The organism is Coleofasciculus sp. F4-SAH-05, from assembly GCF_040222985.1.
Taxonomy (GTDB): Bacteria; Cyanobacteriota; Cyanobacteriia; order Cyanobacteriales; family Coleofasciculaceae; genus Coleofasciculus; species Coleofasciculus chthonoplastes.
This window is the reverse complement of the sequence record NZ_JAVKBY010000266.1, coordinates 1-25,347: the sequence shown is the minus strand read 5'-3', so window position 1 is coordinate 25,347 and position 25,347 is coordinate 1. Positions and strand designations below refer to the sequence as shown.

General features: G+C 45.4%; 19 protein-coding genes and 1 pseudogene. 4 read left to right on the top strand and 16 right to left on the bottom strand.

Features of this window, described 5'->3' with window-relative positions; translation table 11 throughout:
• Positions 1-27: 27 nt before the first annotated feature.
• From RIG27_RS32565 to RIG27_RS32520, 10 genes and pseudogenes are all read right to left on the bottom strand, one after another.
• On the bottom strand, positions 28-729 hold the full coding sequence (locus tag RIG27_RS32565; protein ID WP_446351189.1) for a hypothetical protein: 702 nt from the start codon (positions 727-729) through the stop codon (positions 28-30).
• 5 nt (positions 730-734) lie between these two features.
• Positions 735-1,574, bottom strand: a complete 840-nt coding sequence (locus RIG27_RS32560) for a hypothetical protein (protein WP_446351188.1) — start codon at positions 1,572-1,574, stop codon at positions 735-737.
• 573 nt (positions 1,575-2,147) lie between these two features.
• Positions 2,148-4,683, bottom strand: a pseudogene (locus tag RIG27_RS32555) (tubulin-like doman-containing protein).
• Positions 4,684-4,870: 187 nt separating this feature from the next.
• The gene (locus RIG27_RS32550) at positions 4,871-5,614 is read right to left on the bottom strand and encodes a hypothetical protein (RefSeq protein WP_446351187.1); all 744 of its coding nucleotides are present in this window, start codon (positions 5,612-5,614) and stop codon (positions 4,871-4,873) included.
• A 14-nt stretch (positions 5,615-5,628) separates the two neighbouring features.
• Positions 5,629-7,863, bottom strand: coding sequence for an iron uptake porin (locus tag RIG27_RS32545; protein WP_446351186.1), 2,235 nt, complete (start codon positions 7,861-7,863; stop codon positions 5,629-5,631).
• Positions 7,864-7,936: 73 nt separating this feature from the next.
• A complete protein-coding gene (locus RIG27_RS32540; protein ID WP_446351185.1) occupies positions 7,937-8,908 on the bottom strand; it encodes a S1 family peptidase in 972 nt (323 codons plus the stop codon).
• Positions 8,909-8,927: 19 nt separating this feature from the next.
• Positions 8,928-9,815 carry a S1 family peptidase gene (locus tag RIG27_RS32535; protein WP_446351184.1) on the bottom strand — a complete coding sequence of 296 codons (888 nt, stop codon included), beginning with the start codon at positions 9,813-9,815 and terminating at the stop codon, positions 8,928-8,930.
• Positions 9,816-10,179: 364 nt separating this feature from the next.
• Positions 10,180-10,851, bottom strand: a complete 672-nt coding sequence (locus tag RIG27_RS32530; RefSeq protein WP_446351183.1) for a COP23 domain-containing protein — start codon at positions 10,849-10,851, stop codon at positions 10,180-10,182.
• A gap of 51 nt (positions 10,852-10,902) precedes the next feature.
• Positions 10,903-12,675, bottom strand: coding sequence for a protein kinase domain-containing protein (locus tag RIG27_RS32525; RefSeq protein WP_446351182.1), 1,773 nt, complete (start codon positions 12,673-12,675; stop codon positions 10,903-10,905).
• A gap of 73 nt (positions 12,676-12,748) precedes the next feature.
• On the bottom strand, positions 12,749-13,654 hold the full coding sequence (locus RIG27_RS32520; RefSeq protein ID WP_446351181.1) for a vWA domain-containing protein: 906 nt from the start codon (positions 13,652-13,654) through the stop codon (positions 12,749-12,751).
• A 232-nt stretch (positions 13,655-13,886) separates the two neighbouring features.
• On the opposite strand from RIG27_RS32520, the gene RIG27_RS32515 reads away from it, so the two are divergent.
• Positions 13,887-14,132 (top strand): UPF0175 family protein, encoded by a 246-nt coding sequence (locus tag RIG27_RS32515; protein WP_446340948.1) that lies wholly within the window; start codon positions 13,887-13,889, stop codon positions 14,130-14,132.
• 404 nt (positions 14,133-14,536) lie between these two features.
• Here RIG27_RS32515 and RIG27_RS32510 read toward each other — a convergent pair whose 3' ends face one another.
• The 6 genes from RIG27_RS32510 to RIG27_RS32485 form a co-directional block, all read right to left on the bottom strand.
• Positions 14,537-16,168 (bottom strand): ABC transporter substrate-binding protein, encoded by a 1,632-nt coding sequence (locus RIG27_RS32510; RefSeq protein ID WP_446351180.1) that lies wholly within the window; start codon positions 16,166-16,168, stop codon positions 14,537-14,539.
• Positions 16,169-16,311: 143 nt separating this feature from the next.
• Entirely contained in the window at positions 16,312-16,938 is a 627-nt protein-coding gene (locus tag RIG27_RS32505) for a hypothetical protein (RefSeq protein WP_446351179.1), read from the bottom strand.
• A gap of 225 nt (positions 16,939-17,163) precedes the next feature.
• Positions 17,164-18,306, bottom strand: coding sequence for a bifunctional diaminohydroxyphosphoribosylaminopyrimidine deaminase/5-amino-6-(5-phosphoribosylamino)uracil reductase RibD (ribD, locus tag RIG27_RS32500; RefSeq protein ID WP_446351178.1), 1,143 nt, complete (start codon positions 18,304-18,306; stop codon positions 17,164-17,166).
• An 80-nt stretch (positions 18,307-18,386) separates the two neighbouring features.
• Entirely contained in the window at positions 18,387-19,406 is a 1,020-nt protein-coding gene (locus tag RIG27_RS32495) for an aldo/keto reductase (RefSeq protein WP_446351202.1), read from the bottom strand.
• Between the two features lie 698 nt (positions 19,407-20,104).
• Positions 20,105-20,998, bottom strand: a complete 894-nt coding sequence (locus RIG27_RS32490; protein ID WP_446351177.1) for a succinate--CoA ligase subunit alpha — start codon at positions 20,996-20,998, stop codon at positions 20,105-20,107.
• Between the two features lie 260 nt (positions 20,999-21,258).
• Positions 21,259-22,512, bottom strand: a complete 1,254-nt coding sequence (locus RIG27_RS32485) for an ATP-grasp domain-containing protein (RefSeq protein ID WP_446351176.1) — start codon at positions 22,510-22,512, stop codon at positions 21,259-21,261.
• A gap of 291 nt (positions 22,513-22,803) precedes the next feature.
• Here RIG27_RS32485 and RIG27_RS32480 point away from each other — a divergent pair, with 291 nt between their 5' ends.
• From RIG27_RS32480 to RIG27_RS32470, 3 genes are all read left to right on the top strand, one after another.
• On the top strand, positions 22,804-23,499 hold the full coding sequence (locus tag RIG27_RS32480; protein ID WP_446351175.1) for a rhomboid family intramembrane serine protease: 696 nt from the start codon (positions 22,804-22,806) through the stop codon (positions 23,497-23,499).
• A 126-nt stretch (positions 23,500-23,625) separates the two neighbouring features.
• The gene (locus RIG27_RS32475; protein ID WP_446351174.1) at positions 23,626-24,357 is read left to right on the top strand and encodes a rhomboid family intramembrane serine protease; all 732 of its coding nucleotides are present in this window, start codon (positions 23,626-23,628) and stop codon (positions 24,355-24,357) included.
• 59 nt (positions 24,358-24,416) lie between these two features.
• Positions 24,417-24,740, top strand: coding sequence for a hypothetical protein (locus RIG27_RS32470; protein WP_446351173.1), 324 nt, complete (start codon positions 24,417-24,419; stop codon positions 24,738-24,740).
• The last annotated feature ends 607 nt before the right edge of the window (positions 24,741-25,347 follow it).

The following is a 25,347-nucleotide window of genomic DNA, read 5'->3' as shown; positions in this document are numbered from 1 at the left end:
CAAAATTAAAATGAACAATCAAACCAGTTACCATAGCGGTATTGCTCTGCCAGGTCTTGTTGGCTCAAAATCAAAACCTAGTCGATTCAATTTACTGTTAAAAACGGCATTAAGCGCATCCCGACAAACGGCATTGGCATTGACATTGGAAACCAAATACAGCTTTTTTTTGCGTTTCGAGTGAACAATCAAGTCAAAGGTAGGAACTCTCTTTTCCTGTAGAAATGAACCACTGGCATCAGCGACTAAAATTTGCTCGGCTTCCGGTGTCATTACTAACTGTCCTCCTTTTTTTGCTTCTACATTGAACATCGTCGCGAGTATAGCAGGGGTAAAACCTTTTGCTGCCCCGAAAGAATCAATATAACCAACAGCTTGATAATCGGTTCTTCTAGTCAATTGTCCTTGATCGGGTAAAGCTCCAATTCGGATTGGGTCATTAGTACCTAGATCGAAGGCGACTTTGATGTCTTGCGTCATCTGAGTCATTTCAGCTTCTGCATACCTGATATTGTCCACAATTCCAGCCATTAATTGATCTGACTCCTGCATAAGGTAGTCCAGACCTAAATCTTGAGCTGATCTAACTTCATCGATTAAATGCAGGTTAAGCATTTGCTGATTTCTGGCACGGGTTGCATCAGATGGGTGAGCCAAGATTACCGAAAAAGAAACAGTTAAAAGTGCTGTAACTATCAATCCAAGTCTATACCAAAATTTTTGTTTCATAAAATTTACTCCCGAATTGGTTGTACTTTGTTCATATCTAAGCGATTGATTTCATAGTTATTGCTTTTTAGTTCTCCATTTAAAGTAGCATTCAATGCATCTCGAAAAATTTCAGTAAATCTAACATTTGGCAGTAGAGAGACCTGGTTGGTTTGTGTATTATAAGCTAGCAAGTTAATAAGAGGAATCTCTTCCGTTGGTGCTTGTGATTTTGTGTACAGAATATTCGCTTTTTTGTCAAACATCTCTTGTATATCGCCTACTTTCAGAGGTAAGGGTTCTCCTGATAAACTAACCAATCCGATTGCTTCCCAATTTTTTATCGGCGACTTTTCCTTAGCAGATTCTACATTCTCCGTTCGGATTGGGGTATGAACTCCCAGTGTAAATTTTATTTGCATATCTGCTGGCAGGTCAGACAACTTATCTCTAGCACTATTAACTTTTGCTAAGTATTTATCCTGTCCTAACTCTTGAGGTGTTTTAGCCAGTGTAGCATTGTTCTCTGGTGGCGCTGTTTGTATTTCATTATGGGATGTCTGGGAATCTGTCGAGTTGCCTATAAGAGGAGGATTTGAAGGCTTAATTGGTTCGCTTGGTGTCTCCGATATCCTTGGTGGCGAATCGTCCTTTGGGAGGGATGTTTGTACCTGACTAGGAGATGTCTGGGAATTTGCCGAGTCGCTTGTAAGAGGAGGTTGTGAAGGCTTTATTCCGTTGTCTGGTTTCTCCGATGTTTTTGTATTGTCGGGATAGAAACCTACATTACTAAACAAATTACGAATAGCTTCGGCAAATTGTTGAGCTATAGGATTATTGGATTCTGACAAAGGTTTGTAAGCCAACAGTGAAAATAAAGTTCCACAAAATAGAGATATACCCAACGTAACTATAGCAGCGTATATCGTGTGACGCCAGTTGAATGATCTACTGTTGTTTATCATAAAAAAATACTCAATGAAGAAATATTTTTTAAACTATCGCTCTATATTTTTTCAACACAAACAGGCAGATTGTATTTTATCACTAAACATAGAGATGAAGGGAACACAAGATATGAATTAGCCAATTTCAGCTTGACTTAAAAATATACTCTCTATGTTGGTGATATTGAATTATAAGCTTATGTTTACTATAAACTGTCTAACCAAATCCTGTCAACTTAAAGTACGCCTAAAGTACGCCAGTAGGTTGGGTTAAGGGACACAACCCAACTTAGTGGGCTAGGTTGAACACTTAATGCAAGCAAGTCTGATATGCTCCGGTGAAATGTAACCGATCTGGCGAGGTATGTGCCAACCTAACATAAATGTCACTGAATTAAGGCTGGTGGGCAATGCCCACCCTACGGTATATCAAAGGTTTTGCCGCTCTCAAAATGCTTATTTCAGTGCCATTCAACCTAAAATACTCCCCATTCAGCTTAATTTAACCAATTGAGTGCCACACTTAAAACAGAACTTAGAATTGCTAGGATTCTTTGTCCCACAATTCGTACAGAAAACATGGGCTTGCGGCGTTACACTCTTCGCCTCAATCTGAGTTGGCGCATTCCCCCCATCACTCCGAGGCTGCTGCACAACCCCTGGCGACACAGACTGACTCTCTACCTTTAACTTATACCGCTCAATCACATCCAGCAAAATCCGCGCCTCTCGCTTATAATCAGGACTATCCTTTCCCCCCTGCTTATCCAACTCCAACGCCCGTTGTTCCAAATATCGCGTCAATTGCCCAAACACCGCTTGCTTTTGTGCAGGGGTTTCCGCTGCATTCAATTTCTGCATCACTTGACGCTGAATCTCCTCCCTGTCTGGGCGACAAGCTAACACCTCCAACACCTGAGACGCTTCTTCCCAACTCGAAGCAATATCTACCGATTCTGCACCAATTGCCGTTTGTCGAGTATAGCGAATCACAGTTTCCTTGGTGGTGCGATTTTCCTCCTGACGTAATACCCCCAGCGCCCGTGCTTGAACCACTAAACTAAAAATAGCCGGATCTTCAGGAAACACATCCCAAAACGGCGGTTCTTTTTGCAGATGTACCGGAATCGGTAAATCGCGACTTTCTCCCCGTAACTGCGCCCGTTTCGCCACAATACTTTCCCCTTTCCAATCTTGATAGGATTGGCGTAATTCTTTCATCCCATCAATACAACGCAGGGAAAATCCGCCTGTTTCCTGGACAAATACCAGGCGATGTCGTTCTAAATCGCCCAAGGGTTTAATCGCTTCCTCATTACCCAGAAATTCTTCTAATTTAGGGATAATTTTCTACACCAAACTTATCCTTAAATTCAGTAATATCTTGCAGCGCCGCTTCATATTGTCGCTGGCGTTCCGTTTCCTTCGGTGACCAAATATTATCCTGTTCCCGGCGAAACTTGTCACTGGCATCCTCAAAAATCTGTCGCACCGTCGCTAAGAAGGCATCAGCAAATTTAGGTCCTTGACGGCGGTTCTCTAGAATCTGATAAAACTCATCTTCTAAGGCTTTTCGCCCCCGTTTAATCAGTTGATCTCGGTTATCGTACATCTTTTTCAGGAAGTCCCCATGTAACCGTTCATCGGGACTAATTTCGCGAAAATGATCGGTGCGATAGTTATCAACCTTTGGCTTGAGATACCCTGAGACAAATTGCAGGATTTTACCCTTTTCTGACGCCAACATCTTCACCCCTTGCTGGGTACATTGCAGCCAGTTATCGCTGGCGATTTCATTCCGAATTTCATTTACCCATTCAGAAATTACCACTAAATAGGATTGATCAGCCGCCGCCGATAAATCAGCAATCAGTTCCGCCTCAGTTAACCGCATCCGCTTCAGGATATCCCCTCGCACCAATTCCAATAATTGCGGCGGTAATTGCACCGACTCATTCAACCACCACCCGATTAAATCTTTGGCTAAACGATTAGATAAGGATGTTCTAATTTGAGCGATAGGAATTTCTATCGTAGACAAACCAAAACTCATAAAGTTCTTGGGATACCCTCGTCCCCCCGGATCAGCCTGCGCCCAAGCCCCCTTAATATTGTCGCGAATTGAGCGTTTATGGGGGGCAAAATCTGAGGTTAAATCCAGGAAAATGTTCTGAGCGATCATTTCCCGCAGTTGATCCAATTTAAAGTCACTTTCGCCGTTTTTAGTACCGACTAAATAGGTGAAATCAAAGGGAGGGCGTTTGCTGCGGACTTCATCGGTTAAACTGTTACTAAATTGGGTAACATATTCGGTGCGGTAGTCGGAGAAATAGCTCAATTCCATTAAAGCCGCATAGCCATTTGCCAAGACGCGATCGCCCACACTAATTCCGACAAAGGCATTCGGCATCGGGACAATAGCGGTAATTAGGGGACTGCCTTCTCCCTGTAACCACTTGCGAATACTATAGCCCATATCGATGAGCATTCCACTGCCCGTTCCGCCGGATAAAGACCCCGTGATGAAGACATTAATGGCATTGGTACTCACTTTTATTCCATAGCGATCTAACATAAAATTTTCCCGCCCTTTCACCCGTTGACAGGCGGCGAGAAATTTATCCCGAATCTCTTGATAGTTACACCATAAAGCAAATCGCCCACAAGCCCGAATTTGTCCGGCACCGGCTTCTAATGAGGTGATGTTGCGTTCTAATTCTCTAGGAAACCAGCGATTAATCCAGGGATAGTTTTCCATGTTGGAAACCATATCCCGGACTTGTCGTCCACTGACACTTGCCCAGTGTTTTTCGTTATCTTTTAAGGGGGAACCTGCGGCGTCGGGGTTGTTGATTTTATAGTCTTTGTCGGTGTCGATAACCAGGAAGCTGAGGATGGGGAAGTTGGTGAGGTTGCCGTAGGTTTCTGCAACTAAGCGTCGGACTCGGGAGACGATTTCGGCACCGGTGCCACCGATTCCTATGAGGATGGTGGGAACCATGCTTTTTTCTTCGACTTGAGTTGCCATGGTGGTTTCTTTTGTGTGTTTTTTTAACGCAGAGGTACGCAGAGGTTGGCGCAGAGGTACGCAGAGGGGTTGAGTAGAGTTTAAGGAGGTGGTAATGTTTTGAGGGAAGGGCGGTGACAAGTCGTTTTGGTGACTAAACCCGCCCCTATGGTTGCTAAATTTACCTTTACAATTGAGGGATTGGGTTTTATCGATCCGTTGGTAAGCCAATGGAAAGGCTTGCGGGTGCGGATAGGGGTTCGTTGTCGTCAATATCACCAAAGCCGTCAATATTGGTGACAGGGAGTTGAATCAGGATGGAGTTATTGGGGTTATTGGGATCGGTAACTAGGAGTACACCACTGACGCGATCGCCTTTACTGCTGAATCCAGCATTGTAATCGGCGGGGACATTGTTAAAATTGAGGGTTTGTCCGTTGTTGAGGGTAATTGAACCGGTAACGGTGAGTGTCCCTAAACCGGGATCGGAGCTTTGGTTCGTGTTTCTTAACATTAAGGTTCCGGCTGAGGCACTACTAAAATCGGTGTTGAGGAAGTTATCGGAATCTTCATCTCGACTGAACACGGTGAGTGTACCGGGGATATCTGTGACTAGGGGAACAGATAAGGCGTCGGAATTGAAGCCAGAGATTTTGGCGGGATCAGGGAAAACATTTTGTTCGCCATCTAATGCCGAACGCAGGAAATCACCAAATCCAAATCGGGGTTTTCTCTCCTGTTCAAAAAATGTGGGTCGCATTCTGCGGGCGGCTTCGATATCGGCGCTGTTGGTTTCAGTCGCTTCCGGGTTGGCTACCTCTGGCGGGGATTCATCGGGTACATCTTGAGCTTTGACTTGCGAGACAAGCGTTGGTGAAAGCCAAAGGCAAAGGAATACGATTAATCCAATCACGGTTGGATTTTGATGCCTAACGTTGTGTACAGGTTGCATAAAAGTCTCCTCATTTAGAACCGAAACGTTGTCCGCAATGTGCCAATAACAATATCATTGTTATCCGCAAAGTTACCAGGGTTGGTGACGAGAAAGACACCGGGGGTGATAAAAATATTATCGTTCACCTTAAACCGATAGAAGGCTTCAATATGAAAGGATTCGGCATCTTCCCGTAATCCACTAGACACACTGAAATTTTCCAGGTCAACGAGTTTAGGCGGTTGACCAAACATGACTCCAAGTAAGCTTCCTTCCTGGAACAAATCGGCAAGCCCCAAACCAAACATATAGTTGGTACTGACGGCAAAAGCATCCGTTTTCGAGGCATAAGTGCCAACAATTCCGCCCCAGGTGGAAAACGTCACTTGAGGCGCTAATCGCCATTGTAGTGTGCCACTGACGGCATAAATATTAGAACGTTGGTTAATAAACCCAGACGCATCCGCGATCGCACTTCCGGTAAAGGTGTTTAAACGTCCATCGGGTGAGTAACCATAGACGAATGTCAAACCGGTTAAGAGGTTGTCATCAGGTAACAGTAGAAATTGAAGTCCTGCGGTGTGGGCATCTTCACCCAGCAGAAACCCATCATCAGGATTATTGCCATTATTGGCACCATAGGCAAGTTGTAAGCGAGCGTTATTCCCAATTAACCAATCCATACCAACGCCAGCATCTAAGTTGCCAATTTTAAAGATTGGATTGGCTTCACCGAAGCGAGAAATTGCCCCGCGTCCGGCATCAAAGAAGGGAGAGTTAGCGGTTAAGACACTATTCAAGCTAAATCCTACGGGTCTGACTGTAAAGACAGTACGATTGTTGAACGCGGCGAAGCGATATTCCAACATGGATAATTGGATATCATTATCGGTATTTTCTTGGAAGGAGAGTAATGCGGTGTTTGTATTCAAAATATTGGGATTACCGAACCCAAACCCAGTAAAGTTACCCGTTGATAACTCCATCCTCAGCCGATCAAACCCGGAAAAGGTAGAGACAAGTTGCAGGCGGGTGAGGTGATTGAAGCTGGTATTTGCATCGCCAGTACCAGGAGGATCTCCACCAAAGGCGATCGAGGGTGCCATGATGACTTCACCACCAAATTTAACCACGGGAAAATAAGAGCCAGAACCGGTAAATTGCTGGGCTTCTAATTGAGTGGTTCGCCCATCTAAGCTGTCAATCCGATTGCGTAAGTCGGCGAGTTCCGTGGCGAATTCGGCTTGTAGCCGTTGCAACATCACTAAGTCATCTTGACTCACGGCGTTTGTTGTGTTTGGGTTCAACTGTGCCTCAATTTGTTGCAAACAAGCATTCAACCCCGCCGCAAATTCATAGCGACTAAGGGATCGGTTCCCGCGAAATGTGGCGTCAGGGTATCCAGCGATACAGCCATAGCGTTCAATGAGCGATCGCAAGGCTTCATAAGACCAATCACTGGGTTGTACGTCTCGCAGTTGAGATACATTGGTCACTTGAGCCATTGTATCGTTATCGGAATTAACGATATATAGGGATTCTGTCGCGATCGCGGGGGAGTTCATTCCCCTTTGCTCAACTTGACTATTCTCTTCACTCCCCTGATTACCCCCTGAAGAGAATTCTGGGGAGAACGTTTCGACTACATTATTGGCATTTAGCCCTTCTGAGGGTAACGCTGGGGAAACGGTTGGGGGTGTTAGCGACGGGGGGACTACTAAGGGAACAGATTCCGGTGCGATCGCGGGTGAGTTCATCTGTTGACTACCCTTGTCATTCCCTGAAGAAAATTCTGGGGGCAGAGTTTCGACGACAACACTATTGACATTTCGCGTTTCTTGAGGTAATAATTGGGGATTTGTTGGGGTTGTCGGCGATGGTGGTGTGACTAAGGGATTCGTTTCTAACTCCCCAGAGGGAACCAAACTAGCTAATTCTGGAGCAAAGTCTCTCAAAAGTCGCTCTAATCCCGCTCGATTTTGCTGAATCCTCAAATCATTGGGGTTCGAGTTCAACTGTTGCTCAATCGATAATCGACAATCGTTCAAGACAGCAGCAAATTCCTGACGAGTCAATGCTTGGTTACCCATAAACGCTGGATTCCCCGTGACACACCCAGAAAAATCAACTAGCGATCGCAGTGCTGTATACGCCCAGGTATTGGGTTGCACGTTGGACGAAGGGTTCATCGGAACCGCACTAGCAATCTGGGCAGTTGTCGCCAGTAATACTAACGATAGACTCCATGCCTCATACCTGATCTTCATAATTACTCCTCACACTGAAAGAAAAACCTTGATAAACGTTAAAACTTACTCAATCAACATCTCCACCCTTCCCTCAAATTCCGTCATCACAAAAATCCTCCCCTAGCATTAAACCCCAACAGGTTCCTGATGGTTGATCCCTGGAGGCACTGGGAATAAAATCAATGGTAAAATCTTGGTAGATATTCTGAATGACATCGGCTTTTTGTTTATTGTCTTGTCCTGTTGCAATCACCACTGGATCAACAGGAGCTGAATTGAAATTGAGGCTAAGGTTTGCCGCTTCTGCTGCTGTAATAAAATGTATCGTCTGCATCCCACAACTATGATTCATACTCATTTGCGGATCGATACAATATTCATTATTCTTTGCCCGCCCCCGCCCATGAATACCCACTAACCACCCATCTTGATCAAAAACAGGTCCTCCACTCATGCCCCGGCGAGTTTCATTAGAATAAAGTAAACTGTACTGTCCGTTTACTGAAGGATTAGGGGTAATGAAACTTAGGACGCCTGCTCTTAACCAGCGAACCCGGTAAGCACTCTTATCTTCTGGATCGGGCCACCCCGAAATAAATAACTCTTCTCCTGAGTTGAGTCGCTGTGCATTTCTAACAGAAGCCTGGTAATAGGTATGATCACTTTCAAACTGGATAACGGCTAAGTCTAAACCATTAATCTGTTTCCCTCGATTTTGTTCTGAACCCAAAGGGTGAATCTCTGAAGTATTGACAAAATGCACGTTACCATCCCAAGTACGGATACCGTATACCACATTTTGGGTGCGAACCACATGGAGTGCCGTTAACACAGAATATCGATTGCCTTGTTTGGCGATAATCACGCCAGAGCCCGTTTTCCACTCCCGTCGATTTTCCACATCTCCTTTTTGCAAACCTTGACCAATGACAACGGTTGTCTGAGACGCCAGAGCATCGATTTCTGTTGGTGTTAACGCCAAAGCGACGGCATTAGAGAGTGCGATCGCGAAGGTGGTTATTGTACCTAAACTCAAAGCCGATAAGCTGATTGAGACGTTCATGATTCTGACCTGAAATTGATTATCGAGAAACTGACTCTAATCCTGTCGATTGACGGTTCACAATCGGCATAAATTTCTCACTAGGAATCCCCCAACTTAACGCTTCCATTTGCTCAAACAATTCCGGTGAAGGTTGAGTACCATCGGCAAAACTATAGGCATTTATTCCTCCTAATACATACTTGTGTCGTCCATTAATTCCCACGAGTTCTCCCTGCTGATTTAAAACGGGTCCACCACTCATGCCATCTTTAACGTCATTGGTATAACCGAGTTTGTAACCGTTGAGTAGGGGTTTTTCTGGTAACAGACTCACCTGTCCCGTGGTTAAAGCAAATGCTCTTAGTCCCCAACTATATGTTGATTCTACATAGTTAGCATTTTCAGGAAAATAATAATTCGGGAAACCAGCAGAATATACCCTCTCGTTAAGGGAGAGTTTCCGCGAGTTTCCCATTAGGGCTATGGGGTAAGTCTGATCAGTTTTAAACTCCACCAAAGCAATATCTAAATTTTTCCCATCAGCCCCATTCGTATGATGTCGCCATTGCCCTGAATGAGTTCTCCCATCTGACGTTAAAACAATATAGTTAGGATTATTTCCTTGATTAACGACATGTTCATTAGTCAAAACCGTGTAAACATTGCCCTGACGCCCAATAATCACCCCTGAACCACTGGTTGTCTCCAGTAAAATTCGCACAGTGATATCCCTAGCGATTTCTGGAACTGATAAATTTTCGGGTACGTGACTGGGGGTGTAATGATTGGTAATCTTGTGATTTTTTTGTGCCTCTGTAGAACGTTGATTAAGCAACCGAGTCTCTTGTGTGGAAAAGTGGCTTGTTTGTTGTTCTCCGAGGGATAAACCAGATTTATGAGGATACTGTATAGGCTCCCTAGCCATTACAGAATTTGTGTGGTTTATCCTCTCACTCTGGCTCTCAGAGACTAGGGGTACAGGGCTAGCACGGGTATTGATCAACAACAGTCCCAAAAACAACAACGTCAATTGGATAAAATTCACGGTAATTAAGACCTCACATCGAGGTTTTTCGTCTAAAATGGGGTCTTTCTGGTCTAATTTAGTTTTGCCTAATTTCCACTGACAAGTAATAATATTTACCTGAGTAAAAGAAGGCTGAAAGCAGACGGTAGAGGAAAGATAATGGTAATGGTGATGCTATTTTGGTTCATCTATTCTAAACTCGTGGGTTATTTCCGCCCTGCTGTCCTAAAAACATGATTAATTCCGAAAGACCCCCACACAATCAAATAGAAACCCCACCCCCACTGGGTTGATTTCCAGGAACAGGCTGTGGAGTCACCGGAGGCGGGACAGGCTGTAACGGTGTCGAGGGATTGGTTGTTCCTTGTGGAGCCGTTCCCACCGCCGCATCAACTAATTGTCCTAAGTTAACGTAGAGTTGTCCACCAGATTCTTGAATCGAAGTCCCACTCGCTCCCCCTGTCTGGATATAGGCAAGTAAATCACCCAGCACTGCACCTGGATTGCGGGAATTTTGACCACTAAGGGTTAGCAAGACATTGCTTGCGTTGCAGCCTCCTCCCACACCATTAACGTAACAAATCACGCCTTGACCATTGACTCGACCAACAGTCAACCACAAGTTACTGAGTTTGCCACCATTATTCGTAACAACAATATTCAGACGATTGGTGACAAACTTACAGCGAACCTCGGGTGTGTAGGTTGAACCGAGTTGATTTTTCCATAAAAGAATGGGACTTCCCAGCTTCTGACCCGTTGATGTAACCACAAACGTTGCCCAGGGGGAACCACTGGGGTGATTCACCAGCGGATGACATTGAAAGCTAGTCCCAGCAGGCGCCGCTAAACTGTTGGGTGCAGCGAGTAATAGGGGAACTTGAGTCGCCGCTATACTAGCGACGAGTAGGTTGGCAATTGACAGATTTTTCATAATTGATTATCTCCTCATAGAGTTTGTATTGAACGGAGCATTTTTTGCCCGTTAAATAGGTTCAAAACCCGATGGGTGATTCGGGTCATTTCCTGGTGATACAGGTAGAGGCGGTGATTGAAACTGAGCAATTTTATCCTGAATCTCTTGGCGATTTCCCTGGTATTGGCTTTGTCGCTGTTTCAACCTCTCAGCCACAAAAACATTCGCGGGAATTCCATCAAGTATTCCCAATGCCTTGTTCCACTTCTGCTCGACCTGCCGCCAGTCATTCAGGCTCGTAGCTACCTGAGTTTGCTCTGTTGCTTCTCTGGCAAGCTGCTGTGCTTGAGCCAACTGTTTCTGAGCCTTTTGTTCCTGGTCTAATCTCTGCTTCATCGAGTTCAAGTGGTACTGGTAGTCCTCTAAATGCCGCTTGGCTTTAGCAGAAACTTTGGCAGAAGCAGGAATTTCTTCTAGTTGAGTGACAGCTTTGTCCAATTGCTCATAGACATCGTAGAACTCGTCAAAGTTTTGATGCTTTTTTTTGATGGCTTCATCAGCCAATTTTGTGGCATCAGTAAGCTGTTGTTCAGCCTGCTGTTCTCTGAGTAAACGCTCCTGTGTCTTGTTTAACTGCGCTTCGTAGACGGTTAAACGCTGTTCTACTTTTGGATAAATCTTGACATCTGTCGGAATTTGCTCCAGTTGAGCTACCGCATTATTCAAGTTGTCTTGAGCTTGTTGTAAATCCTTCAGATTTTCAAAGTCTTGAGCCTGAAGAATTGCTGCTTCAGCTTCTCCAATAGCTTGGTTATAGATTTGTTCAAACTCCCGATCTTTGGCACAGTTATCGAGAGCTTGGCACAACGGGGAAATATGTGGAACCTGACTGTAAACTAAGCCACCACCAACAAATACAAAAACGAAGATACTCAGGGTAAGACCAATAGGACGTAGTGGTAGTTTTAGCTTCGGGTTTGATGGTTGAAGACTTGATGTTTGAGGTAACCAACTCACTTGAGTTTGACAGAGTTTATTCTCAACTTCACGGGCTGATTTATAGCGGTCTTGCGGCTTCTCTGCTAGCATTTTATCAAGTATCTCAGCCAAGGGTTCTCTAACCTGTGTATACTGTCTCCAGTGCCATTTCAGGGAATAGCTATAAAACAACTCCTCTGGATTTTTGCCCGTCAGTAGGACAATAGCCGTAACTGCTAAAGAATAGAGATCACTATTCGGATAACATTTTCCTGTCCGCAGTTCAGGTGCCGAGTAACCCACTTTCGTGACAACTGTGGCGTGACTATTGACACGAGAACAGTTAGCTCTCAACCCAGCCTCAACCTTTTTCACCACCCCAAAATCAACCAGCTTCGGCTTGGAGTCATCATCGGATACTATGATGTTGTCCGGTGAAATATCCCGGTGTATGAACCGTTGGTCGTGAATATGTTGCAATATAGGCAGCATATCCCTCAACCATTGGATAATTTCATCTTGAGACAACCTTTGATCCTCTTGGCGCAGTTGAGCGTAAGTCTTTCCCTTAAAATATTCTTGTACCAAGAACGATCGCCCATTTTCCTCAACCGAGTCAATGTACCGAGGAATCTGAGGATGAGAGAGTACCTTTAAAGCCTCCGCTTCTAGCTCAAAGAGTTCGCGATACTTCGACTCATCATTCAGACTGTTGTTGCTCGGAGCCAACTCCTTGAGGACACATAGCTGGTGGAACTGTTCGTCATCCGCCAAGTAGACACGCCCACAACCTCCCTGACCGAGAGATTGCTTAATCCTATAACGGTTATTGATCACAGTTCCCGTTACCATGTCTCCTGCCATGTTCACGATGGAAAATTATTATAGTTAAAAAATACAGCAATTTTTGTGATAAGGAGAGCATTTGAATAATTTGTTAACATAGTGAAATAAACGGTAATCCTTGAGCTAAGTGCCAAACAATTAAGAGGGTGGCGACTGTCCAGAAGAAGGCATTGCCTAAGGCGAGTTGACCCGCGAGATTCATGGGCAGTTTTAGCCATCCCTGGAAAATCCAGCGATCTAAGGGGAGGATGAGTAACCACATCAGAGAAATCCAGGCGGCACCCAGCCAAAAAATGACCCAGCGTCGATTACTGTTAAAATTCCTAAAGAATTGATTCGTGAAAACGGTTTCTAAATTAGTGACTTGACCGGAGTGATAGATCCCACCTGTAGTAGCCGCCGCGTTGCGTAAATCAGGTGCTTCGCCACCGACGACAACAGCGTTAATCTTCACCCGACGGGCGGCGGCGGCTTGAATCACCTCAGTATCAACGTCGGCTTCACCATCAGTGACTAAGAGTAATTCTCGGCAATGATCCTGAATTGGACTTAAGGCGTCTGTTCCTTCCTGAATCGCTAAATTTAAATCCGTTGTACCTGGTACAATTCGCTGAATCAGGTTGGGATTTTGCAACGCCTGGTTCAATTCAGCGCTTACCTGTTGACTATCGGTTTGAAAGGAATCGGTCAGGGGTAAAACAACTCCAGCAAAACCAAAGACCTGAATTTGATTGGGAACTCTTAACAGTTGAGCATTTTGGTCAAGATAAGACTCAACAGCGATAACTTCTTGATACATCACCGTACCCGGTTGGTTAAACTGGGAGGGTTCAGAGAAGGTGCTGCTACTTAAATCTAACGCGATCGCGACGGCTACCGATGGTCTACCCAGTCCGAGTAAGGCAAACAATACAGCCGCGACTAAACATATACCCAAACAAATTAAGGGAATTTGGAATAGGGGATACAACCACAGACGGCGACGATAACGAAGCACCAGAAATCCTATAGAATTTTAAATCAGTGTTTTATCCTGTATTATAAGGCTTCCCTGGTTTGGGCAATTCGCACAATTGGGTAGAAATGTGAAGCAGGAACGTCTCATTCTCCATTAAGCAAAGGGCGACCCGAGTCAATTGAGTGGATTGGTGATGTTCATTTGTGCAAGCGGGTCGCCCCTACAGGGGAATTATAGATGTTGATTATTGATATGGATGCGAGGTATAACCATGAGCGTTACCATTCCCGATGAAATCGTTAAAGCCTCACGACTCTCAGAAGCCGAGTTGATTCAAGAAATTGTGCTAATGCTTTTCCAGCAAAAAAAAATCAGCATCGGCAAAGCCAGTCGGTTACTGGGGATGAATCTAATCCAGTTCCAGCATTTGATTGCCAGTCGGGATATCTGTGTTCACTATGATGTTGCGGATTTCAAAGAAGATCTGAAAACAATTAATGCGTTGTATCCACAATGATTGTCGTTAGCAACACTTCACCCATCAGTAACTTAGCCGCTCTGGGGAATCTCCCTCTACTGCAACAGGTTTACCACAACATCATTATTCCCAGTGCTGTTGCCGATGAAATCGCTCCTACAAGAGGGGGGAGGACAGAGGATGCTTCGCTTTTGTTGCACGGGAGAAGGGGAATCCTCACCCCCAGCCCCTCTCCCCGGCGTGGGAGAGGGGCTGGGGGTGAGGGGTTGAGCTTAAGTTGACACGGATGCCCGCTTCCATAAATGAACAACTCTAGTCCACTCAATCGGATCGGGTCGCCCTTTCCTCAAATCTTTGGGTTAGAATGTATTTCTCATATTCTGGAAGCATCTAGTTATCTATATTGTTAGGGAATTCAGAATGACGAGAAAATTAATATTTATTTACTGAACGGGATCAAACTGATACCGCGAACCCGTCGGACCCGCAGAACCAGGAACGGCTTTAACCAGAGGGATTTGATTAAACAGATTAAAGTCTTGTGCTGTCCCAGAAATCGGAATTCCTTGATTTAGCTGCTGGTAAACTCCGGTTCGACTAGGATTTTGACTCAATGCTGTAGCTAAAGCATCCGTGGCATCATAAGCTGTGGTGGTACGCCAGCTAATTCTACCTCGCCAAATCTGGGCGGCTTCTTGAGCAAAAGCGTTGTTAGGTTGCCAACTCCAGGGAACAGCCAATACCATTCCCGCGATCGCATCACCGCCTTCAATTAAAATGGTTGGGTTATAAAGTTCATCTCCCCCAATTAAACCTAACGGGTTTTCGGCTTGAGCGGCATTAGCTTGAGCCAGTGCGATCGCGCTATCCACTTTATTTTTACTCAATGCCAGAAATGCCATTGTCGCACCCGCTTGAGTGGCACTCTGAATTTCCCCAGCGGGGTCAAAACTGGGATTAGCGGTAATATCAACCGTTTTCACCACCTTCCCTTTCCCTTGAGACAAAGCAGCCGTAAACTGAGCGTTTAGGGCTTGGCTATAGGGACTGTCAGAATTGTAGAATACCACTACTGATGCGGGAAAAGATTGTTTAGCCGCATAATTTGCCAAGGTTTCACCCACTTGTTGCAAATAGGTGGCGAGTAATTCTTGGTCTTGTTGAGTCAGGGAAATAGTTTTTAAGATAGACTGACCTGTCGCGTCAGATGTCACATTGGTACTCACCGGTGAGAGTACGGCTAACCCCGCTTTTTCATACTGCGCGATCGCTTGTCGGGTTCCGGCATCTACTCCATGTCCAATCACGCCTAAAACCGAGGGAAATTTAATTAAATCCTCTGCCAAAGAAACAGTTTTTCCCATGCCATCATCATTGACAATTATGACCTCCAGTAAGCGATTGGCTGGCGTTGGAGAAGCATTAAATTCCGCCTGTGCCGATGCGACACCCCTCAACACTTCTTTGGCTTCATTCTCACTAGGCGTAATCGGAACTACAACCGCGATTGTCAATGGATTACCGATTTGCCTAGCTTTGGCATTATTGAAATAGAGTTTACTTTCTGGATCATTGGGGTCAGAAGTCGTCGCTTGTTGATATTGTGCGATCGCCTGATCCCAATCTTGTTGAGCAAATGCAGCCGCGCCAGCTTGTTTGGCAGATGTTGTATCCAGTAAGATCTTTTCACCCTGACTAATCAGTGACGCATTACCTGGGCTGGCGGTATCACTCAGGAAAGCGCTAGAGTTCTGGGGTGAGGGTGACGTCGGCGTCAGCGTTCCATTGTCGGTGACAGGTTGCGTCTGATTGTCCCTTGTCGCCAGATACCAACTCACACCACCACCCAACAGAACTAAGAGTGCGATCGCCACTAGCATCGGTAGGGAAAATCGTGGTATTTTAACAGCCTTACCCGACATGACCGTTTTTTTCTGCATCGCCTCTCGGGGCAAGCCACAGACTGAGCAATCTGGACCATAATTTTCTTGGGGAGCATGGGAACCTGTACCAACATAAGACTGATCATTATTTTTCGGTTCACCATCGCAGATCCATTTCCCTTGTGAACTCACCTTGCCCACTCTCCTCGCCTTAGTCACGCTTTGTCTACTATTCTAGGATGCTTCCAATATCCAATTTTTGATAACCAGGGTTGGCTACACAAACGATCAACCGTTACCAATCAAGGTTCAGAGTATGATTTAAGGTAATCACCTCACTGAGTCGGAGGGAAATCTTGGGCTGGTATATCTTGGTAAGGAGACGGGGGTGAAGCCTCTGGAGAGTCGTGTAGCAGGTTTGAAACGAGGCTATAACTCAGATAGGCAGGAATTGCGATCGCGATCAGCACGGCGACTAGACCCCACCCATTTCGGGCAGTCCATGATGACCCATAATAGCTACGGTAGGGATCAAAGGGTAGCTGTTGGGGATCAATGATATTCCGTAACGCAATCAGTCGCTTAAATCGAACGCGCCGATCATCGAGTTTTTCTAATAGAATCCAACCTGCCAGCGCTTCTTCTTCACACAATTGTTGAAAAACAGTCGGTTTATGAAATAAGTCCCGGTGCGATCGCACAATTTTGAATTCCCAGCCAACCAGTTGCGGGTCTACAGAAGGTTGTTCTGGATGGCTCATACGGTCAATCGTGCCGTTAGCTTGTCGCTGTTGTAATAACGCTGAGTCTTCTTTTGCCTCAAAACCCATCACAATCTCCTCTTCCTCCTCCTGATAATGATGACTCCCGATCATCTGTCGCCAGCGCAGCCATGTACTGACAACCACTGACTGCCAACCCAAATTGCCGACTAACACGCTGAAAATGGTCACTTCAAGCATTTTTTAGTCATTCGTTATTCGTCATTCGTCATTCGTCATTCGTCATTCGTCATTCGTCATTTGTTATACTCGCTTCTCTCCAAGCCAGCACTGAGTCAGGGTGGGTTTAGCGGCATTCGGGTGGCAAGAAACGATAATCGTGAAACCCGTTCTTACAACCTGTAAAACTTAAACCTCTTTTTCGGTTATTCATAATTTATAATTCATAATTTATAATTTATAAATTCATGACACATAACCTTCCACAACATAATCTGATCCAAGCTGACGCCAACTGACTCGTTCGAGAGTTAGGGCGTCTGTCATCCTTGCTAGTCCTAAATCCCCAACCGGTGAGGGCGCTGTTATACCGCCAACAATTTTCGGAGCAATAAATGCCAGTACTTTTTGGACGGTGCCATCCGCGATCGCTCTGGCTGCCAAGGTGCCACCACATTCCCATAACACCGTTGAAAGCTGTCGGTCATACAGATACGCCATTGCCTTGGCGGGTGTCAGAGGCGTCATTTCAATCACTTCTACTCCCTTGTTCACTAGCTGGTGCTGTAAATCCGGATTGGCTCCAATCTCGGTCAAAACTAACGTGGGAGCATCAGCGGTTTCCCATAAACGGGCATCGATGGGCAAGTCTAGGGTGCGACTCATGACCACTCGCAACGGATTGTGGGTATCGGTATCGTGACTGGTGAGATGAGGGTTATCCAGGCGCACAGTATTACCGCCCACAATAACGGCATCACAAGCCGTCCGCAGTTGATGCACATACCGCCGCGCCTCTTGACCCGTCACCCAAGCACTGTGACCACTGGCGGTGGCAATTTTGCCGTCTAGTGTCATAGCATATTTCAACATTCCCCAGGGACGCTTGTGCAGGATGCGATGAATAAAGGCTTCATTAAGCTGACGACAAGCCTCCGTTTCCACACCCACGACAACCTCAATCCCAGCCTTTGTGATCCGCTCAATCCCACTACCTGCCACCAGAGGATTGGGATCAACCATACCGACGACAACCTTGGCGACTCCTGCGGCAATTAAGGCTTCTGTGCAGGGGGGCGTTCGTCCATAGTGATTACAAGGCTCTAAGTTGACATAAATAGTCGCTCCCTGAGACTTGTCACCCGCTTGACGGAGAGCAAAAATTTCTGCGTGGGGTTGACCTGCGCCGGGATGAAATCCCTCTCCTACGATCGCTCCATCCCGGACAATGACGGCACCCACTAAAGGATTGGGGCTAGTTCGTCCGAGGGCACGGCGGGCTAGTTCGATGCACTGTTGGATCATCGTGCGATCAAATGGCGTCCAATGAGGAGACGCCGATGACACCGATTGAGTATCAGGTTGGGCGTCAACGGGAGAGTGTTCCATTGGTCTGCTATCTTTCTGGTTATTCTTGAGTGTAGAATATACTCCCCCCGGATCACGGATTCAGGAATGTCTTTTCTGGCTTATCGTCGATATTCGTCGCCACAATCGCCGATGATTTGATCCAAATCATAAGACTTGACCAATACCGCTTCAATCTTCTCCTTATCCTGGGCATCGAGAGTCATGGTAAATACTCTGGCATTATCGTCTATATGTTCCGATATGCCTAACCTCGCACCAACAATCACACCAGCTACGGCTGGCTGATCGAGGATATACCGCACGGCTACGTTGGGGATACTCACATTATGGTGAGTCGCTATGTCCTGGAGTACGGTTAGCAATTCTTGAAATAAACTCCAACCGCCCCACCCATCAATCATGTTCTTGTATTTTCTCAAGCTAGCCGTAGACAGTTGTGCCCCACCCGGTTCAGGTTTTCCTAAATACTTTTCTGACAACAAGCCGCCGCAGACTGTACCATAGGTGAAAAGTTTAATCTCATGGTCTTGACAAAACGGTGCCATGTTGACTTGAGGACGGCGGTCAATCAGGGAATACTGGACTTGATTGGAGAGGATGTTGATCCCGGCGTCGATGATAATTTTCAGGTGTTCGGTATCAAAGTTGGTTAACGCCAGGTGCTTGATTTTCCCTGACCTTTGCAGTTGTGCCATCTGTTTGAGGGCGTCCAGATAGTTGCGATCGCGGTAGTCCCACCAGTGGAATTGCAACAAGTCCAGGCAATCCATTCCCATCCGTTGGCGAGAGCGATCGATATTTTTCTCCACCCATTGTCGAGTCATCCGACCTGGACGGGGTACCCATTTGGTAAACGCTTGTATGTTCGCTAACGCCTCCTCACCGCGAGTCGCCACCAGTTGACGCCTAAATTCGCCAATAAAATCTTCCGCCGGTCCGTAATGATCGGCGAGATCCCAAGTGGTAAAGCCAGCATCTAGATAATCAAACATACTGGGAATAGCTTTTTTGGGATCAATGCGTCCATGAGCGCCAGATACTTGCCATAAGCCATTTAAGAGGCGACAGATGTTCAAATCTGGGGTTAATTGCAATCGGCTGGATTCAGGTAAAGTCATGGTAAGTAGGTGGGGATAATTAAAGTTAACGGCTCTGATCGTCATTCGTCATTCGTCATTCGTCATTCGTCATTTCGTCATTCGTCATACTCGCTCCCGAAAAGAAGCAAGCTACGTCTTATGTCAAGGTTTAAGGTCTATTTGCAGAAATTAATCGTGTTGGGTTTATTTCCACCAGCCTACTTAAAAGGGTAATGCTTGCTTCCGAATAACTATGGCTATGATAGATAGGCGCACTATAGAGCAAAATATGATATTACACGATAATACAGGCTACTGTGTTATGGTGCTACCGTCGCTTATTTTCCCAAAAAAAGAGGTCGCTGATCAAGTTTGACTTGGATGCATGACCGTTTAGTTGAGGGGTCTCACCCCTATTTACGTTGCAGAATTTACCCATTAATCTTGAGTAAGAGAAAAAAGAGCCTCTGAGTGGCTCTCTCGATTATCAGGGTGCATCTACTTAACATAGTATACATTTTTTGGGGTGATGGGTGTCACCCCCTATTTAAATTAGTCTTGGCAGCTACCTTGATCCAGACCAAATAAAAAAGGAGAGCCCTAAAATTAGGCGACTCTCCCGATCATCAGGGTGCATCTACATAACACAGTATAGCACTGTGGGGGTGGGGGGTGTCACCCCCTATTTTATTTTTTTTGCTGAAGTTCTAGTCCCTGTTGCCCGTTCCCCGTTCCCTTTAATGGTATTTGAGCGCCTTTCTCACCAAGTCGGGAATTTGGGACGGATACTCAGCGACAGGTATATTTGCCTGTTTAAACGCCGCCACCTTATGTTGAGCTGTTGTCGTATTTGCGATCGGTCCGGATAGTTGAGCCGCGATAATGGCGCTGGTATCCCCGACTTGTTTGTCTTCAGGGGTATATTGTCCAGCAACATAAGCAATAACGGGTTTCTCTATGGCTTGGGCAATAAACTCTGCGGTTTCATCTTCACTATCGCCCCCCGTCTGATCCACTAAGACAATCGCTTCTGTCCGTTTATCCTGGGCTAGAATCTCCAGCCACTGACGAAATGACGAGGCGATAATGGCTTCACTACCGAGATTCACAGCAATGGATTGTCCAAGTTTAGCTTGGGTTAACCCTAAAGCCACTTCATAAGTGAGAGTACTGACTCGGCTAATCACACCAATTGTACCGGGCGTATAAAATTCACACTCCTGAGTCCCCAGTAACAGTTTTCCTGGCACAATAATCCCAGAACTACTCGGTCCAACAATCAGGGTTTCCCTGGCTTTGGCTTTGGCTAGCAAGTGAATCATATCTAGAGGTGGAATACCACCCGTCACTAGAATAATGGGTGACAAGCCAGAATCTATCGCTTCTAACGCTGCATCCAAGGCGCTGTAGGATTCGGCAAAAATAACCGTGGCGTCGCAATATCCAACTTCGGATAACGCCTCTTCTACCAGGTCAAAGACGGGAATCCCATGCAACGTCTGTCCTCCCTGACCTGCACTAACCCCAGCCACTAGATTTGTGCCATACGCTTTCATGCGGGCGGCATAATAGGAACCGATGGGTTGGGTGATGCCCTGAACCAGGATTTTCATGTCTGGTGTGAATTTCATAGGCGTTGGATGCAGCAATGTAGTAGATGCGATCAACAATATCAGTAAAGGTTTGGCGCAAGCGATTAACTATAGGATACCGATAAGTACTGGTTATTCGTCTTATGTCATTCGTCATTGGTTGTTGAATTCTCTCCCAGCAAGCTAAGTCTGATGTTGCACAACGATCGCATTCCCAATTCAGTCAGGGTGGGTTGAGTCACATCGGGGCGGGAAAAAACGATAATAGTGAAACCCGCCCCTACACACTCACAACTCTTTCAACTTGCCAGAGAAATCGCTTGTGCCACTGCCTGATCCAAGTTACCCATCCAGTGTACAGGGAGTGCCGCTAAACGGTCTTGGATAGTGTCTATTTTGCCGTTAGCTAAGCGAATGACTAGGTGAGGTAACTCTGCCCTAGATAAAGATTTCGGAGTGAGATGGCGGCGGCGACGATTGCGTGAGTCACGGGAGTGCAATTTTCCTGTCGTTGGTGTTTTGGCGGGATCTACTGCACTGACTCCAGAGTTATTTTCATCTTTCGATAGTAGATAACTGGCAATTACCTCAGCCACGGCTTCACTAGCTGCTTCGTTGCTCAAAATATTCACTAAGACAACTTGGATGTTTTGAGTGTCTGTCAATTGCTGCAAGGCATTTTGTAACTGTTGGACTGGAGAGGCGGCGGACAGTACATCCCAACTGGCATAACCGTCTACAATTAAACAGTTTGCTGGCTTACCTTTGGCTTTGTACACTAAATCCAATGTGGCGGCAGCAAGACAAGGACTATTACACAGAATACCAATATTTCCTTGACTATCCGTCCATTGCAGATCCGTTGGTTGGTCAGTGGGTTGGGGGGTGTGGGTGAGGCTTGATGCCAGGTTTGCCAACTCTGATTGGCGTCCCAAAGCGTGATCATTGACAGCAATTTTGCCATCTAGCGCCATGACTTCACCGCTAGCACTGACGCCGAGGGGATTAATTTCAACTAAATCCAGGTCTTTTTGGATCAGAAGTTGATACATTTTCTGGACAATATCGCTGACTGATTCAATCAGATGACCTTGCAGTCCCATTTTGAAGGCTAGACGTCGGGCGTAAAAGGGAGAGAAGTCTTCCTCGACGACGACTCGCTGCATCTGTGCCATGACGTTTTCCACATGGATACCACCTTGACATGAACCCAACAGAACGGGGCGTCTTAAGGTGTAGTCGAGGATAACCGCTAGATAGAATTCTTGTTCAGCATCATAATGGGATTCCGCTAGCAGCACGTTGGGATACTTACCGAGAATGGATAGATTAAAAATAGCCCGTGCGGTGGCGATCGCGTCAATTGTATTTTCCACTGTCCGGATACCACCAGCTCTACCCCGCCCGCCTTTGGGGACTTGGGATTTGAGAACCACGGGATAGGGAATGTCTAACTGCTTGAGATCTCTGGGATGATCGATGCATTGAGAGGGCAAGACGGGAATGCCGATCTCGCGGAATAAGGCTTTGGCTTGGTACTCTAGTAAGTCCATGAATTTAGATGTTCAGCTAAGGGGGTCTTCTTAAAGGGTAAGAACTCTTAGCCTTTAACGTTACAAAAACCTGACTATAACAGGCACTCATTCACCCTGATGGTTGCTCAATCTACCTGAAGTGATTGAGATTGCCAATTAATATGATAAAGTGTTCCTATCAGTTTTGCTCAACGAATCCCCCTGTAGGGTAGCGTAAAAACGGGCAGTCGGGCATCGCCGATGAAAATGCAATTGGTATAATTTTACTCAACTACTGCTTCTTCGATTTCCTAATTCATACTTCATACTGTGTTCCCCATTAGTGATGATAATCCGACGCGCATTACTCCTTATGTAACCTACGCGCTCATTGGTGTTAATATTGCGGTTTTTATCCATCAATTACTCTTAACACCGCCCCAGCTTAATTCATTTTTCCATCTGTATGCAGTTGTCCCCAAAGAGTTAAGCGCTAGCTTTCAGGGAATTCCGGTCAATCAACCCGTGCCAGAATGGTTTACTTTGATCAGTTCTCAGTTTCTCCATGGGGGGTTTTTGCATATTGGCGGAAATATGTTGTTTTTATGGATTTTTGGCAACAATATTGAAGACCGTCTGGGTCATATCAAATATTTTATATTTTACATTGCTTGTGGTATACTTGCCGCTCTGTCTCAGTGGTTTTTCTCCATGGAATCCGGGATTCCATCCCTAGGAGCGAGTGGTGCGATCGCGGGAGTTATGGGTGCTTATATTCTCAGGTTTCCTAGGGCTCAAATCAATACCTTAATCTTTTTAGGGTATTTCGTCACCACCATTCGATTACCTGCTGTTTTATACTTAGGATTATGGTTTGTCCAACAAGCGTTTAGTGGCGTGGCGAGTATCAGTATGCAAACGGATTTGGGGATGGAAACTGGAGGAATTGCTTATTGGGCGCATGCTGGCGGTTTTGTGTTCGGAGCCATCCTGGGTCCTTTATTTGGATTATTGTCTGAAGATTAATTTGTCATTTGTCATTTGTCATTTGTAATGGGTTGAGGATTAGTGATAGAAGTTAATGAATTTGGATTTATTCCCACCCACCCACCCAATTAAATAATTGTTGATTGTAAATAAGGAAATAGACTTGTGGTTCCATTACGTGATGAAAATCCAGTTAAGATTACACCATATATCACATATATCCTAATTGCGGCAAATGTCCTAATTTTTATTTTTGAGCTAACTTTAAGCCCTCAACAACTGGATGTATTCTTCCATCTATTTGCCGTTGTTCCCAAGGAACTGACAGCGAGTTTCAACGGCATTACCGTGCATCAGCCGATACCTGAACCGCTGACGTTAATCACAGCCCAATTCCTTCATGCGGGGTTTACCCATGTGGGATTTAATATGTTATTTCTCTGGATTTTTGGCAATAATATTGAAGAAGAACTGGGTCGGTTCAAGTTTCTGATATTTTATCTAACCTGTGGCGTATTAGCCAGTTTAACCCAGTGGTTTTTCGCCGCCCAATCGGGGATTCCGTCTCTGGGTGCCAGTGGTGCGATCGCGGGCGTGATGGGTGCTTATATTCTTAAGTTTCCCAATGCTAAAGTGGTTACATTAATTCCCCTAGGCTTCTTTTTTACCACACTAAGATTACCATCTGTCTTCTTCCTCGGATTTTGGTTCTTACAGCAAGCGTTTAATGGATTAGCCATGTTAGAAGCCCCAGCAAATGTGGGGATGGAAAATGGAGGTATCGCTTACTGGGCGCACGCTGGCGGGTTTATCTTTGGTGCTATCCTGGGTCCGTTGTTAGGATTATTTTCTGATGATACAAAATCATCATTTGGGGATTCCCAAAATCTTTCTTGAACGTTGAAATAAGTAAGATTAAATACAAGGGTCATGATTGAGTCGGTCAAAGACGTGTTTTGTTCACTTCCAGAATCCGTCAAGGCAATAATCTAGGCATTCCTCTATTTGACAGCGCCCACAATTTTTACTGGATTTATATTGGATTCAGTTTAATTATACTCTTAGGATTATACCGAATCTCTCATCCCAATCCGGTCAATTTTTCTTGGCGAGATTTACTGAGTTACTGTTTACCCGCCTCTATTTACACTCACAAATCGGCAATCTTAGACTATCAGTGTTATTTCATTAATGGACTGATAAAAATTATTATCAGTCTAACGCTTCTGATTAGTGTAACGGAAATAGTAGCGAATTCCGGGAAAATGAAAGAGAGTTAGTCGCTGAATTAAGCCCTCAACTAAAGTTGGGGCTAAAAGCTTAAACCCGTTTAAACGGGTTGAATGATTTACCCGGTAAGCGTGTTACCGAGCGAAGCCGAAGTAAGCCGAAGTAAGCCGAAGTAAGTCTAGGTAAGTCTAGGTAAGTCTAGGTGTTCCCTAATCTCAACCGTTAACTTTAATTGTGTCCACCTACTTAGCCGAGTACCCGATCTGAGAATAAGCATATTGTAGTTATTTATACTCTATTAATTGTTAAATCCAGATAGATTTTTGTGGGATAGTACAGGTTGAAAAGATTTATAAAATCAGTAGTTTAAGAGATAATCCGTCCTGGAGACCTCCGATACTATATAGTAATCCTCCGCAAGGTTGTGGCGATTTTCAAAACTGAAACCCTTGCTGTACTGGGGTTTCAATCCGTTCACTAGAGTAATCCTACTCACGGGGTGACAAGATAGCTGAAGTGTTGAGCTATCCTGCTTTTAGCCCATTTTTTCTCGTCACAGATAGGGTCAAAGATAGGAGTTTGTCTCTGGGGGACCAGCCCCCCAGACCCCCCGATGGGGGACGAGCGCCTCCCCCATACCCCCTGCGCAACGCTTCG

Bases quoted from the DNA above. Each gene is read 5' to 3' on its own strand.
- RIG27_RS32485 (WP_446351176.1), bottom strand. From the start codon at position 22,512: ATGGACTTACTAGAGTACCAAGCCAAAGCCTTATTCCGCGAGATCGGC.
- RIG27_RS32530 (WP_446351183.1), bottom strand. From the start codon at position 10,851: ATGAAAAATCTGTCAATTGCCAACCTACTCGTCGCTAGTATAGCGGCG.
- RIG27_RS32565 (WP_446351189.1), bottom strand. From the start codon at position 729: ATGAAACAAAAATTTTGGTATAGACTTGGATTGATAGTTACAGCACTT.
- RIG27_RS32535 (WP_446351184.1), bottom strand. From the start codon at position 9,815: ATGGCTAGGGAGCCTATACAGTATCCTCATAAATCTGGTTTATCCCTC.
- RIG27_RS32525 (WP_446351182.1), bottom strand. From the start codon at position 12,675: ATGGCAGGAGACATGGTAACGGGAACTGTGATCAATAACCGTTATAGG.
- RIG27_RS32505 (WP_446351179.1), bottom strand. From the start codon at position 16,938: ATGCTTGAAGTGACCATTTTCAGCGTGTTAGTCGGCAATTTGGGTTGG.
- ribD (WP_446351178.1), bottom strand. From the start codon at position 18,306: ATGGAACACTCTCCCGTTGACGCCCAACCTGATACTCAATCGGTGTCA.
- RIG27_RS32515 (WP_446340948.1), top strand. From the start codon at position 13,887: ATGAGCGTTACCATTCCCGATGAAATCGTTAAAGCCTCACGACTCTCA.
- RIG27_RS32540 (WP_446351185.1), bottom strand. From the start codon at position 8,908: ATGAACGTCTCAATCAGCTTATCGGCTTTGAGTTTAGGTACAATAACC.
- RIG27_RS32550 (WP_446351187.1), bottom strand. From the start codon at position 5,614: ATGCAACCTGTACACAACGTTAGGCATCAAAATCCAACCGTGATTGGA.
- RIG27_RS32490 (WP_446351177.1), bottom strand. From the start codon at position 20,998: ATGAAATTCACACCAGACATGAAAATCCTGGTTCAGGGCATCACCCAA.
- RIG27_RS32495 (WP_446351202.1), bottom strand. From the start codon at position 19,406: ATGACTTTACCTGAATCCAGCCGATTGCAATTAACCCCAGATTTGAAC.
- RIG27_RS32545 (WP_446351186.1), bottom strand. From the start codon at position 7,863: ATGAAGATCAGGTATGAGGCATGGAGTCTATCGTTAGTATTACTGGCG.